Below are 14,128 nucleotides of genomic sequence, written 5' to 3' on the forward strand. Positions count from 1 at the left end.
TTTATCTCTCTTAGGTTTTGGAAGACCAGCGTTTGAAAATCAGGGAGGTGTTGATACCGCCGAACGCAAAGTTGTTCGACATGACGTACTCGCATTCGAGGCGCCGTCCCTCGCCCCGGATGTAATCCAGTTCCCCGCACTCGGGGTCGACATCAATCAGGTTCAGCGTCGGCGCGAACCAGCCTTCGCGCATCATCTCGATGCTGAACCAGGCCTCCAGCGCGCCGCAGGCGCCCAGGGTGTGGCCCATGTAGCTCTTCAGGGAGCTGATCGGCATGCGGCTGCCGAACAGCGCGTGCGTGGCCTGGGTCTCGGCCAGGTCGCCCTGCTGGGTGGCGGTGCCGTGCGCGTTCACGTAGCCGATCGCGTCCGGCGCCAGGCCGGCGTCGTCGAGCGCCAGCTGCATCGCCACCTGCATCGTGGCCGCATTCGGCTGCGTCACGTGGGTGCCGTCGCTGTTGGTGCCGAAGCCGACCAGCTCGGCGTAGATGGTGGCGCCGCGCGCCAGCGCATGTTCGTACTCTTCCAGGATCAGGCAGCCCGCGCCCTCGCCGATCACCAGACCGTCGCGCGCGCGGTCGAAGGGGCGCGGCGTGGTCTCGGGCGTGTCGTTGCGGGTGCTGGTGGCGAACAGGGTGTCGAACACGGCGGCCTCGGTGGCGCACAGCTCCTCGGCGCCGCCGGCGATCATGGCCGTTTGCTTGCCGCTCTGGATCGCCTCGAAGGCGTAGCCGATGCCCTGGCTGCCCGAGGTGCAGGCCGAGGACGTCGTGAACACGCGCCCGGTTACGCCGAAGAACACGCCGATGTTCACCGGCGCCGTGTGCGCCATCATCTTGATGTAGGTGGTGGCGTTGATGCCGCGCGTGGTGCGCTCTTCCATCATGCGCCCGAAGTCGCCGATGGCGCTCGGGGTGCCGGCCGAGGAGCCGAACGACACGCCGACCTGGCCGCTACTCAGGATAGGATGGTCCAGCAGGCCTGCATCCTGCAGCGCCAGTTCGCTGGCGCGGGTGGCGAGCAAGGCCACACGGCCCATGCTGCGCGTGGTCTTGCGGTTGAAGCGCGGCGACAGTTCGAACGGCATGGCCGGCGCACCCAGGCGCGTGTTCAGGCCTTCGTAGTCGGCCCAGTCATCCATGCGCACGATGGCGTTCTGGCAGGCGCCGAGGCGCGCGCGGACCGTGGCCCAGTCGTTGCCGAGCGGGCTGATGCCGGCCATGCCGGTGACGACGACGCGGCGCTTCATGCCAGGCCTCCGTTCACCGACAGCACCTGGCGCGTGACGTAACCGGCGTCTTCCGACATCAAATAGCTCACCGCCGCCGCCACTTCGTGCGGCCGGCCGACGCGGCGCGCCGGGATCATCTTCAGCGCTTCTTCCATCGGTACCTCCTCGATCATGTCGGTTTCGATCAGGCCCGGGGCCACGCAGTTGACCGTGATGCTGCGCTTGGCCAGTTCCAGCGCCAGCGCCTTGGTGGCGCCGATGATGCCGGCTTTCGCCGCGCTGTAGTTCACCTGGCCGCGGTTGCCGACCAGGCCTGATACCGAGGCCATGGTCACGATGCGGCCGGGCTTGCGGCGCTGGACCATCGGCATCACCAGCGGGTTCAGCACATTGAAGAAGCCGTCGAGATTCGTGCCCAGCACCTGGTCCCATTCCTCGCCGGTCATGGCCGGGAAGGCGGTATCGCGCGCCACGCCGGCATTCGCCACCACGCCGTAATAGCAGCCGTGGGCCTCGATGTCGGCCAGCAGCGCGGCGCTCGCCGCATCGCGCTCGGCAATATCGAACTGCAGCACGCGCGCCTGGCCGCCATCGGCCTGGATACCGGCGGCGACCGCATCGGCTTCCTCGCGGCGCCTGCGGCAATGCACGACCACCGTGTAGCCGTCGCGCGCCAGGCGCTGGGCGATGGCCTTGCCGATGCCGCGCGACGAACCGGTCACCAGCACACTCTTGTCCTTACTACTCATTCTGAACTCCGTTGCAAAAACTCTTCAACATTCTCTGGTTGGAAGACGGTGATCGTGGCCGTGGCCAGCTCCCGGCCCGTGGCGCCGTCTTCAATGCGGCAATCGAAGGCGCCCAGGCCGTTCTCGCCCTGCAGCGCGCGGTGCACGTGAATGGTCAGCACGCTGCCCAGGGCGAACGCCGGCACCGCGCAGGCATAGCGCCGCGTACCGAGCAGGAAGCCGACGCGCACCGGTTCGCCGCGCTGTGTGGCCGCGTAGCCCGCGTGCGCCGCCACGGCCTGCGCCATGTATTCGACGCCGACCCAGGCGCCGACCGCGCCATCGGCCAGGAACATGGTGTCCGGTCCGATGCGCACCTCGGCCGTCAGGTTTTCCTCGTCGGCCGAAATGAAACGGCCGAGCAGCGACATGGCGCCGCTGTGCGGAACCAGGCTGTGGATGTCGGGCGTATTCATGCTTTTCTCCCGAACACCAGGGCCGCGTTCGAGCCTCCAAAGGCAAACGAATTGCTCAGCGCGTAGCGGATCGGGCGGCCCAGGCGCGCGCCGGGCGCGGCCACGTTCAGGGCCGGCAGTGCCGGGTCGGCCGCGCCGTCCCACAGGTGCGGCGGCAGCTTGCCCTCCGGGTTATCGTCCTGCATGGCGAGCCAGCAGAAGGCCGCCTCCACCGCTCCCGCCGCGCCCAGGGTATGGCCGGTGAACGGCTTGGTCGAGCTCACGGCGACTTCATGGCCGAAGAGTTCGGCCACGGCGCGCGACTCCATCGCATCGTTCTGCACGGTCGCGGTGCCGTGCAGGTTGATGTAGTCGATTTCGCCCGCCGCGATGCCGGCGCGGCGCAAGGCCTCGTTCATGGCGAGGCGCGCGCCGCCGCCTTGCGGGTCGGGCGCCGACATGTGGTGCCCGTCCGAGGACTCGCCCCAGCCGCAAAGGGCGACCGCTGCCGGCTCCTTCGTCATCAGGAACAGCGCAGCGCCCTCGCCCAGGTTGATGCCCTTGCGGCTGGCGCCGAGCGGATTGCACTGCACCTCGCTCACCGATTCCAGCGCGCTGAAGCCGGCCACCGTGAAGCGGCACAGCGTATCGACGCCACCGCTGACCACCGCATCGACCAGGCCCATGCGGATCAGGCGCGCGGCGCTGGCCATGGCCTTGGCGCTCGACGAGCAGGCGCTCGAATGCACGTAGGCCGGGCCGGACGTACCGAGTTCGCGCGCCAGGAACAGGGCCGGCGAGGCCATCTCCTGCTGGCCGTAATGGAAGTCCGCGGGCAGCGCGCCCGTCTCCAGGTGCGCCGCCAATGCCGCTTCGGTGGCGCCCACGCCCGATGTGCTGGTGCCGATGATGACGCCGACGCGCCCCGCGCCATAACGCGCAATTGCCGCGTCCACCGCCGGCCGGATCTGCGCCAGCGCGGCCAGCGCCAGGGCGTTGTTGCGGCTGCGCAGGGGCAGCGGCAGATGGTCGAGACTTGGCAGCATGGCCTCGGCCTGGCCCAGCGGCAGCGGGCGGCCCGGCGAGCAGGCGTCGGACACGGCCAGGCCCGAGCGCGCCTCATCCAGCAGGCGGCGCTTGATCGCCTCGCGCTCCGCGCCCAGCGCGCACACCAGTGCGCATTCGTTCAGATAGACCATCTCGCTTTTCATTCGCTCGCCGACACGATGGTCAGCTTGTATTGGTAGCGCTGGTTGTCCAGCACCGCGGTGCCCTGCCAGCGCGGCAGGCCGCTGTATTGAATCGTCGCCACGACTTCACCGTTCAGCTTCAGGGTGCGGCGCAGGCCTTCTTCGGAAATGGTCCAGCCGGCCGGCAGCACGCGTGCGATCTCGGCCACCGGCCACAGGGTGAGCTGCACGTCTTCGAGCACGTCGGCGGCGCGCACCTGGGCCGGCAGCATGGCGTGGCGCCATTCGGTGAGCTCCCGGCCGTCGTACTCCAGGCTCAGCACGCGCATGCCGAGCGCCAGCCCGACCAGGCTGACCTTGTTCGCGTCGACTTCGAGCGCGGCGTCGAGATCGTTGGTATTCCCGGCACGCTGCACGGTCAGGTGCTGCTGCACGCTGATGGTTTCGCCCAGCGCGCCCGGGGCCAGGCGCAGGCCGAGGCGCGCCGGGCCTTCCTTGGTGCCGCAGCCGCCGAGAGCGATGGCCGCAGCGAACAGGGCAACTGCCTTAAACGAGGACAGGCTTCGCATGGATGGTTTCCTTTTTCACGATGAAGCACGGGGCGGCGAACCAGACCAGGGTGGTCCCGACCAGCATGGTCATGCCAAAGGCCTGCAGCGCCGGCGTGCCGCTCAGGCCCAGCAGGCCGAATGCGAGGATGGCGCTGGCCGCCGACAGGCCCACCGCCAGCCAGGGCGCATCCCCGGCGTGTTCGGCGTCTTCCTGCATGAAGATGCCGTAGTCGACACCTACGCCCAGCAGCAGCATCAGCGCCAGCACGTGGAACAGGGTCAGGCTCTGGCCGGCAAAACCGAGGAAGGCGAGCGTGGCGATGCTGCCCAGGGCGGTCGGCGCCAGCACGCGCCAGGTGCGGCCTTTGTATCGCGGCAGCAGCACCAGGAACACCACCAGGTAGGCGCCCAGCACCACCCAGCCCATGTCGGCGCGGTAGCGGCCCAGCACCGAGGAGATGCCGCCGACCTTGTCGACCCATTGCACGCCCTGCAGCCCGTCACTGGCTTTGGCGAGCACCGGTATCGAGGCGTAGCGCATGCCGCGCAGGGCGACGATGCTGGCGTTCACACCCTCCACTTCGCCCAGCCACAAATGGCGCCAGGGCTGGCTGGCCGGGGTGCGCATGAAGACGTCCAGGTCCATGGGGCGGCCGTTGGCGCGCAGGTGCGCGGCGGTGGCCGCGGCCCATGCCGGGTCTTCGCCGATCTCGCGCGCCAGCGCCGCCAGCGGACCGTTCGCCTCCAGCAGCTTGTCGTTCACCAGCGCCAGACGCGCGGCCTGCGTCTGCCTCGAGGGCACCCAGTTCGACAGCGCCTGGTAGCCGGCGATGTGGCCCTGGACGATCAGGCCGTCCAGGCGCCGCTTGAGCGCTTCCTCGCGCTGCAGCACCTCTTCGGCATTCGCGCCGCGCACCAGGTAGTACTGCACCGGACTCGGGGCGTCGAGCAGCTTGCCGAGCTTGATCTGGTCCTGGATCAGCCCGGGCGGCGAGGATTGCAGCGAGCGGATGTCGTCGTTGGTGGTCAGGCGCGACCAGCCGAGCGCCGCGAACAGGGCCATCGCGGCCAGCGGGAGCGTGGTGCGCCAGCCCTTCGCATAGCGCGGCCAGGCCAGCACCAGGCCGCGGTAGCGGCGCGCCAGCCAGCCCGGCTTCAGGGTATCGGCGTGGATCAGCACCGGGAACCAGCACACCACGGTCAGCCAGGCGAACACCAGGCCCAGGGCCGAGAACACGGCCATGTGGCGCAGGCCGGGGAAAGGCGTCAGGGCCAGGCCCAGGTAGCCGATGACGGCGGCCAGCAGCGTGAAGCCGAGGCCAGGCAGCAGGCGGCGCAGCAGGCGCGGCGAATCGAGCGTCTTGTCGGCGCCCAGGCGGTGGCAGAGGAAGTAGATGCCGTAGTCCTGGGCCACGCCGATCAGGCTGGCGCCGAACACCAGGGTCAGCAAATGGATGCGGCCGAACAGCAGCCAGCACAGCGACAGCGCGCCGAGGAACCCCACGCCGATCGACAGCAGGGTCAGGCTGATGGGCTTGACCGAGCGGAAGGTGAGCCAGGTCAGCAGCACGATGCCGAGCAGCGAACCGACGCCGATGGTGTGCACTTCGCGGCTGGCCTGGGCGCCGGCGGCGGCCGCGTGCAGGACCACGCCGGCGGTGATGATTTCGCTCGACGGGACCGCGGCGTGCGCGGCGGCCTTGGCCGCGTCCAGCAGCGGCACGACGCTTTGCTGGGCGCCGAGCGAAAAGGCGGACGGCTTCAGGGTGTAGGTAAGCAGCACGTACTCGCGGCCCTCATTTTCCCCATTCGCGGCCACGAACAGGCGGCCGTCGCGCGGACGCACCGGGGTTTCGCCGGCGCGCTCCTGGGCCCAGCCGGCAAACAGCCCGAAGGGGTCGTCGCGGAAGGCGCCGAGCTTGGGGCCGGAGAAGGCGCTGTACAAACGTGCCAGCGCGGACTCGGTCCAGAACCGGGCCGGCTGCTCGCGCAGTTCTTTTTCCTGGGCAGCGCCGATCAATACCGCCGCATGCGGCTGCAGGCTGGACAGCCAATTGGCCTGGGATTCGTCGCCCATCGCATCGAACGTGATCAGCCCGGCATACGACTGTAGCACTTTGCGGTAGGCATCGGCGGCCTGCCCCGCGTCCTTCCACTCTTTTGCGCCGACCAGCACCACCACGCGCTGCTGGGCGCTGTCGACCATGTGCGTGAACGACTGCTGCAACACCGGATCGCGCTCGTCGAGCGGCAGCAGCGCCAGGATGTCGGTATCCGGCGCAATGCGCTGGCCCAGCCACAGCCAGGCGTTGTGCCCGAGCAGCAGACAGACCACCAGCGCCCATAGCAGGGCCAGGCGCTTGCTTGCGTGTCCCTGCATGTTCACAGCAGCGCCGCCTCTTCCGGCAGCATGGCGCCGGCGCCGGTCTTGATGTCGGAGAAGGTGATGTCGGTACGGTCGCCGCTTTCCTCGGCCATGTGGATGGTGCGCACGTAGGCGCCGCCGTCGAGCGAGATGGCGCCGACCGCGCGCGCCAGGGCGGCATTGCGCGCCTTCAGCGACACCTTCCAGCTGTCGTTCGTGGCCGAGCCGTCGACTTCGAACAGCGTGTCGAGCTGGCCCAGGTCGCCGGCCAGCAGCGAGAACAGGACGCCGTTGATCATGCGCACGGTCGGCTCCTGGCTGGCGTCCAGGCGCATCGCCACGCGCTCGCCCTGCAGGTGGACGATCTCGTCGCGCTTCAGGCGCAGCGTGTTCGGGAAGGGTTTCAGGGTGCGCCACAGCACGCCCTTGCCGGCCACCACGCAAAAGCGCCCGCTCGAGGCCAGCGGCTTCTTCATGCCGGCCAGGGTCTTGGTCTGGCTGAAGGTCCCGCACAGCTGGTCCGGCTTGGCCAGCATGGCCCCGATCTTCGCAATCGGGGCAGCTGCGTGGGCGCCGGCGCAGGCCACGGCCAGCGCCGCAGCAATCAGGATGCGTTTCATGGTGCGGGTACTCCCAGTTTCTCGAACAGGATGGCGGGCGAGGCAAAGCACATCTCGCCGCTGTGGACGTCGACCGCCACTTGCGTGGTGGTGGCGCGGTTCAGGCGCTTGCCGCTGGCGGCGTCCGAAATCAGATAGTCGATGCGCAGACGGTTTTCCCACTCGACGATTTCGGCGCGCAGCAGCAGGCGCTGCCCGAAGGTAGCCGGGCCGGCGTAGCGCAGATTCATCTCGATGATCGGCCAGGCGTAGCCCGACTCCTTCATCTGCTCGTAGTTGTAGCCGATCTGGTCGAGCAGCGCGCAGCGCGCCACTTCCAGGTATTTCACGTAGTTGCCGTGCCAGACGATCTGCATCGGGTCGAGGTCGAAGAACTGGACCTGCATCTCGACTTCGGCCCACCAGCGGCTCGGTGCTTTCGCCTTACGCATACAGGCTCCAGGCCTGGTCGCGGATGCGGCCGAGCAGCAGGGTCAGTTCCGGGTCGAGGCGGCGGTCTTCCAGCACCGGCGCCACGTCCTGGCCGAGCAGGTCCATCATGCGCGCCAGCGGCGCCGGCAAGGCGCGCGCAGTTTCTCCATTCGTATCCAGGCGCTGGCGCAGCCACACGCCCTGGCGCACCGTTACCAGCAGCGCGGCGGCCACCTGTTCCGTCAATTCCAGCACGCGCAGGCAGTCGCGCGCGGCGATCGTGCCCATGCTCACCTTGTCCTGGTTATGGCATTCGGTCGAGCGCGAGAATACCGAGGCCGGCATGGTCAGCTTCAACGCTTCGGCGGTCCAGGCCGAGGCGCTGATCTGCAGCGCCTTCAGACCATGGTTGATGGCCGCGCGCTCGCCCGTCATGCCGGACAAATTGGCCGGCAAGCCCTGGCTGTAGCGGGCGTCGACCAGCAGCGCCATCTGGCGGTCGAGCAGATCGGCCAAATTCGCCACTGCATTCTTCATGCCGTCCATGGCAAAGGCGATGTGGCCGCCGTAGAAGTGGCCGCCATGCAGCACGCGTTCGCCTTCGGCGTCGATGATGGGGTTGTCGTTGGCGCTGTTCAGCTCATTCTCGATGGACTCGCGGAAGAACGGCAGCGCGTCCGCCAGCACGCCGATCACGTGCGGCGCGCAGCGGATCGAATAGCGGTCTTGCAGGCGCTTGCCGTTGCGTTCCAGCTGGCCGGCGTACTCCAGGTCCTGGCGCAGCCAGGCCGCCACGTTCTGCATGCCGGCGTGCGGCTTGACCGAGAACAGGGTTTCGTCGAAGTGGTGATCATTGCCGTCCAGCGCGAACGAAGCCAGCGCGGTGATGCGGGTGACCAGGCGCGCCAGGTAGTCGGCGCGGTCCCAGGCCAGGCAGGCCAGACCGGTCATGACGGCGGTGCCGTTCATGATGGCCAGGCCCTCTTTCGGGCGCAGCTGCAACGGTTCGATGCCCGCCTCTTTCAGCGCCTGGCTGGCCGGCACCTGCACGCCATCGCGCAGCACTTCGCGCTCGCCGCACAGCACCGCCGCCAAATACGACAAGGGCGTCAGGTCGCCGCTGGCGCCGACCGAACCTTCGCTCGGGATCAGCGGCAGCAAGCCGGCGTCGAACAGGCGCACGATCTGTTCCAGCAAACCGACGCTCACGCCGGAAAAGCCTTTCGACAGCGAGGCCAGGCGCGCGCCCATCACCGCGCGCGTCTGCGCCGGCGTGAGCACCGCACCCAGGCCGCAGCCGTGGTAGGTGTACAGGTGGTGCGGCAGCTCGGCCACCAGCGACAGCGGCACCGCCACGGTGCAGGAATCGCCGTAGCCGGTGGTCACGCCGTAGATGGCGCCGTCCTCGCGCAGCAGGCGGTCCAGGAAGTCGGCGCCCTTCGCAATCGCGGCGCGGAAGGCCGGGTCGTCGGACAGCTCGGCGCGGGCCGTGCCGCGCGCCAGGTCGACGATGTCCTGCAGCGCCAGGCGCTCGCGGTCGAAGCGCACGATGCGCTGCGGAGTATTGATGTCAGTGAGCTGCATGGACGGGTTCCGTTCCGGGTAAATGCCAAAAATCGTAGAAGTTGAACCACTCCAGCGGCGCCCGCCGGGCATGGTGTTCGAGGCGCGCGGCGTACTGCGCGGCCAGTTCGGCCAGCGCCGCTTCGCGCCCGCGGCGCGGCAGCGTCACGCGCTCGCGCAGCAGTTCGAAATGCAGTTCGTGGCCGTTGGCGAACAGCGCATACATCGGGCAGCCGAGCACCGAGGCCATCACGTAGGGGCCGACCGGGAAAGCCGCGTCGTGGCCAAGGAAAGGGGCGATGGCCACGCGCGGATTGTCGGACACCGGCACGCGGTCGCCGGCAATCACCACGAATTCGCCGCGCTCGATGCGCTCGGACAGCATCATCGCCATGGCCGGCGTCATCTCGGTCACCTGCATCAGGTTCAGCTGGCTGCGCGGGTCGAGTTTCGCCAGCATGTCGTTGAAGGCCTGGGCGTGGCGGGTGTGCACCAGTACGTTGATCTTGAGGCCGGGCGTGCGCAGCGACAGCGCGCGGCACAAGTCCAGGTTGCCGAGGTGGGCGCACACCAGCAGCGCGCCGCGGCGCTCCTGGATCATGTTCCACAGCGGCTCGGCGCCGTGGAGGCGCACCTGCTTGAAGTCGAACAGGCCGCCCCAGAGCAGCATCTTGTCGAGGATGGCTTCGGCAAAGGCGCCGAAGTGGCGCAGCACGCCCATGACACCGCTCGGCGCGCCGGCGCGGGCCAGGTAAGTGGACGAGGCGCGGCGCGCCCGCCCCTGGGTGAGCACGTACCAGGCCAGCACCGGATACAGCACCACGCGGAAGGGCCAGCGCCCGAACACGCGGCAGACCCAGAACAGCAGGCGCATGCCGCCCACGAAGCTGGCTTCGTTGATGGCGGCCCAGTGGCGCGAGTCGTGTGGACGGCTCAGCGCCATCTGCGCACCAGCAAGGAAGGAATACGCGGCAGCATGCCGAAGAACAGGGCCACGTGCATGCGCGTGATAAGGACGTTGTCGGTCCAGGCCTGGAAGTGGGACACGCCGTCTTCCGGGTAGCCGACTTTGGTCGGCAGGTTCACGACCTCGACGCCGTCCCAGTACAGGCGCACCAGGATCTCGATGTCGAAGTTCATGCGCAGGCCGAGGCGGCGGCGCTTGGCCAGCGCCAGCACCGGCGCCACCGGGTACACGCGGAAGCCGCACATCGAATCGCGGATCGCCAGCGACAGCGTGTTGATCCAGACCCAGACGTGGGTCAGGTAGCGCGCGTACAGGCGCAGCGCCGGCACCGATTCGTCGTAGACCGGACAGCCGGCCACCACCGCCTGCGGGCGCGCACGTGCGGCGTCGAGGAAGCGCGGGATGTCGGCCACCGCATGCTGGCCGTCGGCGTCGACCTGCAGCACGTGGCTGTAGCCTTCGCGTGCCGCGCGTGCAAAGCCGGTCAGCACCGCCCCGCCCTTGCCCTGGTTGACCGTATGCCGTTCCAGCACCACGCGGCCCGGATGCAGCGCGGCCAGGCGGTCGAGTTCGGCCGCGCAGGCGGGCGAGCTGCCGTCGTCGACCAGGATGCAGGGCATGCCGTATTCGAGCACCTGCGCCAGCACCTTGCCGATCGCGTGCTCGTGGTTGTAAACAGGGATGACGACGCAGGGCGTGAACACGTCAGGCAGCCTTGGCAAAGCGCAGCAGCGAATGGCAATAGCCGATGCCGTCGCGCGCGGTCACGAGTTCCAGGCCGGCCGCTTTGGCCAGGCGGACGTAGTCGTCGCTCTCGTACACCTTGCTGTTGCCGCTGGCGAGGTTGTTGAAGTAAGGCGACGTATTGATCAGGCAGTAGGACGCGATGTCGTAGCGCTGGCGGTCCCAGAAGGTGTCCATGATCAGGACCTGGCCGCGCGGGCCGAGGGCGGCGGCCGCACGTTCCAGGATCGACGCGATCGCCTCTTCCGAGAAGCAGCTCAGGAACTGGCTCATCCAGATGACGTCCATGTTCGACGGCAGCGCGGCAGCCTTGTCCAGCAGGTTCGTCGGGTGCAGGGTCGCGCGTTCGCGCAGGCCGGCTTCCTGCAAATGCTTGTCGGCCACGGCCAGCTGGCCCGGCAAGTCGACCAGGTGCAGTTCGATGCCGGCGTTCGCCTGCAGGGCCGCCAGCGTGAACTTGCCGGTATTCGCGCCGATGTCCATCACGCGGCGCGGCGCGGTGGCAAATACGTCGGGCAGGATGTCCGGGAAGGAGGTGTCCGAATAATAATGGTCGAAAGCGAACCAGCTGCTGCGCGCCGGTTCCGGCAATTGCGCCAAGCCTTCATAAATGGTCGGCCACTCGCCGAAGACCTTCAGGCCGAGCGGCTTTTCCTGGTCCAGCGTCTGTTCGAGCGAGAACAGGGCCTGGTAGCAGACGTCGTGGTTGAAGTCGATGTTGATTTGCGTGATCGGGTCGGTGAGGACGACGAAGCCGGCCTTGTCGAGCGCGTAGCGGCCCTCGCTCAGCAAGACCACGCCGGCGGACAAACAGGTTTCCAGCACCACCTTCAGCACGTAGGGCGTCCATTGGCCGGTGGCCGCCAGTTCCTCGACCGACAGTCCCGCCTCGCCGGCATCGGCGATGGCCTGCAGCATGCCGCGCTTCCAGGCATAGCGCACGCACTGGAACACCACCGGGCCATAGGCGATCTTCTGCGCTTCGAAACGGGCTTCGAAGGCACTCTGGCGCTCCGGCGAAAACTTCTTGTTCAACATGCTGTATCAAGTCTCCAGGAGTATGCGGCCGCTGGCATGGGCGCCGGCGTCGGAAAAATAACGGAAGTTCAGGCTGTTCTTATTGGTGTCGTGGACCAGCTCCAGCTGCACCGGGTGGCCGGGGCGGATCATCTGCTGGAATTTCAGGGCGTTGATGCCGGCAAAGGCGCCGCCCAGGCCCAGGTACTGCCTGCCGTAGGCAATCGCCCAGTCGACCTGCACCACGCCCGGCAGCACGGGGGCCACGCTGAAGTGGCCGTCGAAGTACAGCAGGTCGGGCGGCACGGTCAGTTCCAGCAGCACGCGCGCAGGGTCCTGCTCCAGCACGCGCAGCGCCGGGCGGCGCGGGCGAGCATCCTGCGCCGGCTCCAGCAGCGCCAGCAGCAGCGCCTGCGTGGTCTTGCCCTGGGCGTTCACCGGCAGGCGCGCGAGATAGCGCCAGCGGCGCGGCAGCGCCACCGTCTCCACGCTGGACGCGAGCAGCGTGCGCAGGCGCGTGTTCATGGCGTTCTTGCCGCCCGCTTCCAGCAGCGCGGCGCCCTCCTCCGTCAGCACGACGAAGGCGGCCAGCGACTGGCGCTGGCGGCTTTCCTGGTGCCCAGCGGTGAGCGCGAGCACGCGTGCTTCGCGCACCAGGCCACCCGCCACGAGCGCCGCCTCCACCGCATCGAGCGAGACGCGCTTTTCTTCGATCTTGACGATGCGGTCGGCACGGCCGCGCAGCAGGAAGCGTCCGCTATCCAGCGCTTCGACGCGATCCGACAGGGTTTGCCAGCCGCTTGGCCCGGCCTGGACCGAGTCGATTTCCAGCAAGCCGTCGTCGCCGGCGCGCCAGTGCACGAATGGCAGCGGGCTCCAGCCCTCGTCGGGTTGCTGTCCGCGCTGGCGCCAGCCGATGCCGCCGGTCTCCGAGCTGCCGTAGACTTCGATCGGCGCCTGGCCCAGCAGCGCGCGTGCATGGATCGAAGCGTCGGCTTCGAGCATGCCGCCGGACGAGAACACGGCGCGCAGCCGGCCGCGCGCGCCCTGCCAGTCGAGGTGCTCGGGCAGTCGCTTCAGGTGGGCCGGGCTGCCGAGCAGCACGCAGGGCCGCTCCGCCAGCGCGCGCGCCAGGGTTTCCGGGTATTCGTGGCGCTCGGCGTGGATCGCGCGGCCGGCCGTCAGGGGCCAGAGCACGCGAAACAGCAGGCCGTAGATGTGCTGGTGCGAGACGGTGGCCAGTATCTCAGCGTCGCCCAGCTGCGCGCCGAACTGGGTGTCCAGCGCCTCGATTTCGCCGGTCAGCTGCGACAGGTGCTTGCGGATCGGCGTCGGCGCGCCGGTGCTGCCCGAGGTGTAGACCACCATGGCCGGGAAGTCCGGCGCCGGCGCGGTCCAGTCGATGTGGCCGTCGTCGTCCCCGGCCGGGAAGGCAGGCGCGCAGGATGCCGGAAACTCGCCCCAGAAGGCGCCCGCTTCGCCGGCCAGCGCGGCGCAGTTGGCCGGCAGCGTGTCCGCCGGCATCCATACGGTTTTGCCGGACAGCCAGGCGCCGGCCAGGGCGGCACCGAATTCCAGGCTGTCGTCGAGATACAGGGCGATGTGCGTGGCGGAGGTAGCGCGCCCGAGCGCGGCCCAGGCACGCACGCGTGCCAGCCACTCACCATGGGATACCGGCTGGCCGGCGCGCCGGCCGGCCAGCGCGTTCACATCGCGCGTGGCGAGACGGGTAAACAAATCAGACATGATGCAGCCGCTTGAAGCGTATGCGCAGCAGGTATTCGCCGCCGAACATCAGCCCCATCAGCAGATAGGAAATCACGCCGGTGTAGAGCGACCACACGGCGTTGGAACAGAACAGCGCCGTGCCCAGCGCGATGGCGCCGTTCACGACAAAGAAGGCGCACCAGGCTTGCGTCACGCGGCGGGTATAGGCCACGCCTTCAGGCGGCAGGTCCGGCTCGCGCAGGCGCGCCAGGCGCTCGACCATCGAAGGGCCGTGCACCAGGCTGTAGCCAAAGGCGGCCAGCAGCGCGCCGTTCACCAGCACCGGATACAGCTTCAATGGCAGCACCGCGTTCGAGGCCACCGCGACGGCGACCAGCGCCAGCGCACCCGCGGCCGACCAGCGCGCCGAGGCGTTGATTCTCAAGGCCGGCAGGCGCACGGCGACGGTCGCCAGCAGCAGGCCGGCCAGCCAGCGCGGCTCAATGGCGCCGTGGCCGAACCAGATCGCCAGCGGATACAGCAGCGTCAGCGCCGCCGCGAGGACATTCCAGACCACTG

General features: G+C 68.7%; 14 protein-coding genes. All 14 read right to left on the reverse strand.

The window, feature by feature from the left end; genetic code table 11:
- Nucleotides 1-10: 10 nt before the first annotated feature.
- The 14 genes from LK540_RS08035 to LK540_RS08100 are packed head-to-tail and all read right to left on the reverse strand — an operon-like array spanning nt 11 to nt 14,126.
- On the reverse strand, nt 11-1,249 hold the full coding sequence (locus tag LK540_RS08035; RefSeq protein ID WP_229436651.1) for a beta-ketoacyl-ACP synthase: 1,239 nt from the start codon (nt 1,247-1,249) through the stop codon (nt 11-13).
- Nucleotides 1,246-1,980 (reverse strand): 3-oxoacyl-ACP reductase FabG, encoded by a 735-nt coding sequence (gene fabG, locus LK540_RS08040; protein ID WP_229436652.1) that lies wholly within the window; start codon nt 1,978-1,980, stop codon nt 1,246-1,248. The genes LK540_RS08035 and fabG overlap by 4 nt, the downstream gene beginning before the upstream one ends.
- The gene (locus LK540_RS08045; protein WP_229436653.1) at nt 1,977-2,435 is read right to left on the reverse strand and encodes a 3-hydroxylacyl-ACP dehydratase; all 459 of its coding nucleotides are present in this window, start codon (nt 2,433-2,435) and stop codon (nt 1,977-1,979) included. Before LK540_RS08045 ends, fabG begins: the two co-directional genes overlap by 4 nt.
- On the reverse strand, nt 2,432-3,625 hold the full coding sequence (locus tag LK540_RS08050; RefSeq protein ID WP_374041339.1) for a beta-ketoacyl-ACP synthase: 1,194 nt from the start codon (nt 3,623-3,625) through the stop codon (nt 2,432-2,434). The genes LK540_RS08045 and LK540_RS08050 overlap by 4 nt, the downstream gene beginning before the upstream one ends.
- Nucleotides 3,622-4,173: a DUF3261 domain-containing protein gene (locus tag LK540_RS08055; RefSeq protein WP_229436654.1), complete on the reverse strand. Its 552-nt coding sequence runs from the start codon at nt 4,171-4,173 to the stop codon at nt 3,622-3,624. The genes LK540_RS08050 and LK540_RS08055 overlap by 4 nt, the downstream gene beginning before the upstream one ends.
- A complete protein-coding gene (locus tag LK540_RS08060; RefSeq protein ID WP_229436655.1) occupies nt 4,151-6,535 on the reverse strand; it encodes an MMPL family transporter in 2,385 nt (794 codons plus the stop codon). The genes LK540_RS08055 and LK540_RS08060 overlap by 23 nt, the downstream gene beginning before the upstream one ends.
- Before the next feature lie 2 nt (nt 6,536-6,537).
- On the reverse strand, nt 6,538-7,140 hold the full coding sequence (locus LK540_RS08065; RefSeq protein ID WP_229436656.1) for an outer membrane lipoprotein carrier protein LolA: 603 nt from the start codon (nt 7,138-7,140) through the stop codon (nt 6,538-6,540).
- Nucleotides 7,137-7,571: a thioesterase family protein gene (locus LK540_RS08070; protein ID WP_229436657.1), complete on the reverse strand. Its 435-nt coding sequence runs from the start codon at nt 7,569-7,571 to the stop codon at nt 7,137-7,139. Before LK540_RS08070 ends, LK540_RS08065 begins: the two co-directional genes overlap by 4 nt.
- Nucleotides 7,564-9,135, reverse strand: coding sequence for a histidine ammonia-lyase (hutH, locus tag LK540_RS08075; RefSeq protein ID WP_229436658.1), 1,572 nt, complete (start codon nt 9,133-9,135; stop codon nt 7,564-7,566). Before hutH ends, LK540_RS08070 begins: the two co-directional genes overlap by 8 nt.
- Nucleotides 9,122-10,057 (reverse strand): acyltransferase, encoded by a 936-nt coding sequence (locus tag LK540_RS08080; protein WP_229436659.1) that lies wholly within the window; start codon nt 10,055-10,057, stop codon nt 9,122-9,124. Before LK540_RS08080 ends, hutH begins: the two co-directional genes overlap by 14 nt.
- Nucleotides 10,048-10,794, reverse strand: a complete 747-nt coding sequence (locus LK540_RS08085; RefSeq protein WP_229437126.1) for a glycosyltransferase family 2 protein — start codon at nt 10,792-10,794, stop codon at nt 10,048-10,050. Before LK540_RS08085 ends, LK540_RS08080 begins: the two co-directional genes overlap by 10 nt.
- Nucleotides 10,787-11,863 carry a class I SAM-dependent methyltransferase gene (locus LK540_RS08090; RefSeq protein WP_229436660.1) on the reverse strand — a complete coding sequence of 359 codons (1,077 nt, stop codon included), beginning with the start codon at nt 11,861-11,863 and terminating at the stop codon, nt 10,787-10,789. The genes LK540_RS08085 and LK540_RS08090 overlap by 8 nt, the downstream gene beginning before the upstream one ends.
- Before the next feature lie 6 nt (nt 11,864-11,869).
- Nucleotides 11,870-13,588, reverse strand: a complete 1,719-nt coding sequence (locus LK540_RS08095) for an acyl-CoA synthetase family protein (RefSeq protein WP_229436661.1) — start codon at nt 13,586-13,588, stop codon at nt 11,870-11,872.
- Entirely contained in the window at nt 13,581-14,126 is a 546-nt protein-coding gene (locus LK540_RS08100; protein WP_229436662.1) for a hypothetical protein, read from the reverse strand. The genes LK540_RS08095 and LK540_RS08100 overlap by 8 nt, the downstream gene beginning before the upstream one ends.
- Nucleotides 14,127-14,128: the final 2 nt, after the last annotated feature.

The organism is Massilia sp. IC2-278, from assembly GCF_020708045.1.
Taxonomy (GTDB): domain Bacteria; phylum Pseudomonadota; class Gammaproteobacteria; order Burkholderiales; family Burkholderiaceae_D; genus Telluria.

Excerpts from the sequence above, each read along its gene's own strand:
- LK540_RS08095 (WP_229436661.1), bottom strand. The coding sequence starts at position 13,588 with ATGTCTGATTTGTTTACCCGTCTCGCCACGCGCGATGTGAACGCGCTG.
- LK540_RS08070 (WP_229436657.1), bottom strand. The coding sequence starts at position 7,571 with ATGCGTAAGGCGAAAGCACCGAGCCGCTGGTGGGCCGAAGTCGAGATG.
- LK540_RS08035 (WP_229436651.1), bottom strand. The coding sequence starts at position 1,249 with ATGAAGCGCCGCGTCGTCGTCACCGGCATGGCCGGCATCAGCCCGCTC.
- LK540_RS08055 (WP_229436654.1), bottom strand. The coding sequence starts at position 4,173 with ATGCGAAGCCTGTCCTCGTTTAAGGCAGTTGCCCTGTTCGCTGCGGCC.
- LK540_RS08090 (WP_229436660.1), bottom strand. The coding sequence starts at position 11,863 with ATGTTGAACAAGAAGTTTTCGCCGGAGCGCCAGAGTGCCTTCGAAGCC.
- LK540_RS08060 (WP_229436655.1), bottom strand. The coding sequence starts at position 6,535 with ATGCAGGGACACGCAAGCAAGCGCCTGGCCCTGCTATGGGCGCTGGTG.
- LK540_RS08050 (WP_374041339.1), bottom strand. The coding sequence starts at position 3,625 with ATGAAAAGCGAGATGGTCTATCTGAACGAATGCGCACTGGTGTGCGCG.
- fabG (WP_229436652.1), bottom strand. The coding sequence starts at position 1,980 with ATGAGTAGTAAGGACAAGAGTGTGCTGGTGACCGGTTCGTCGCGCGGC.
- LK540_RS08080 (WP_229436659.1), bottom strand. The coding sequence starts at position 10,057 with ATGGCGCTGAGCCGTCCACACGACTCGCGCCACTGGGCCGCCATCAAC.
- LK540_RS08045 (WP_229436653.1), bottom strand. The coding sequence starts at position 2,435 with ATGAATACGCCCGACATCCACAGCCTGGTTCCGCACAGCGGCGCCATG.
- LK540_RS08065 (WP_229436656.1), bottom strand. The coding sequence starts at position 7,140 with ATGAAACGCATCCTGATTGCTGCGGCGCTGGCCGTGGCCTGCGCCGGC.
- hutH (WP_229436658.1), bottom strand. The coding sequence starts at position 9,135 with ATGCAGCTCACTGACATCAATACTCCGCAGCGCATCGTGCGCTTCGAC.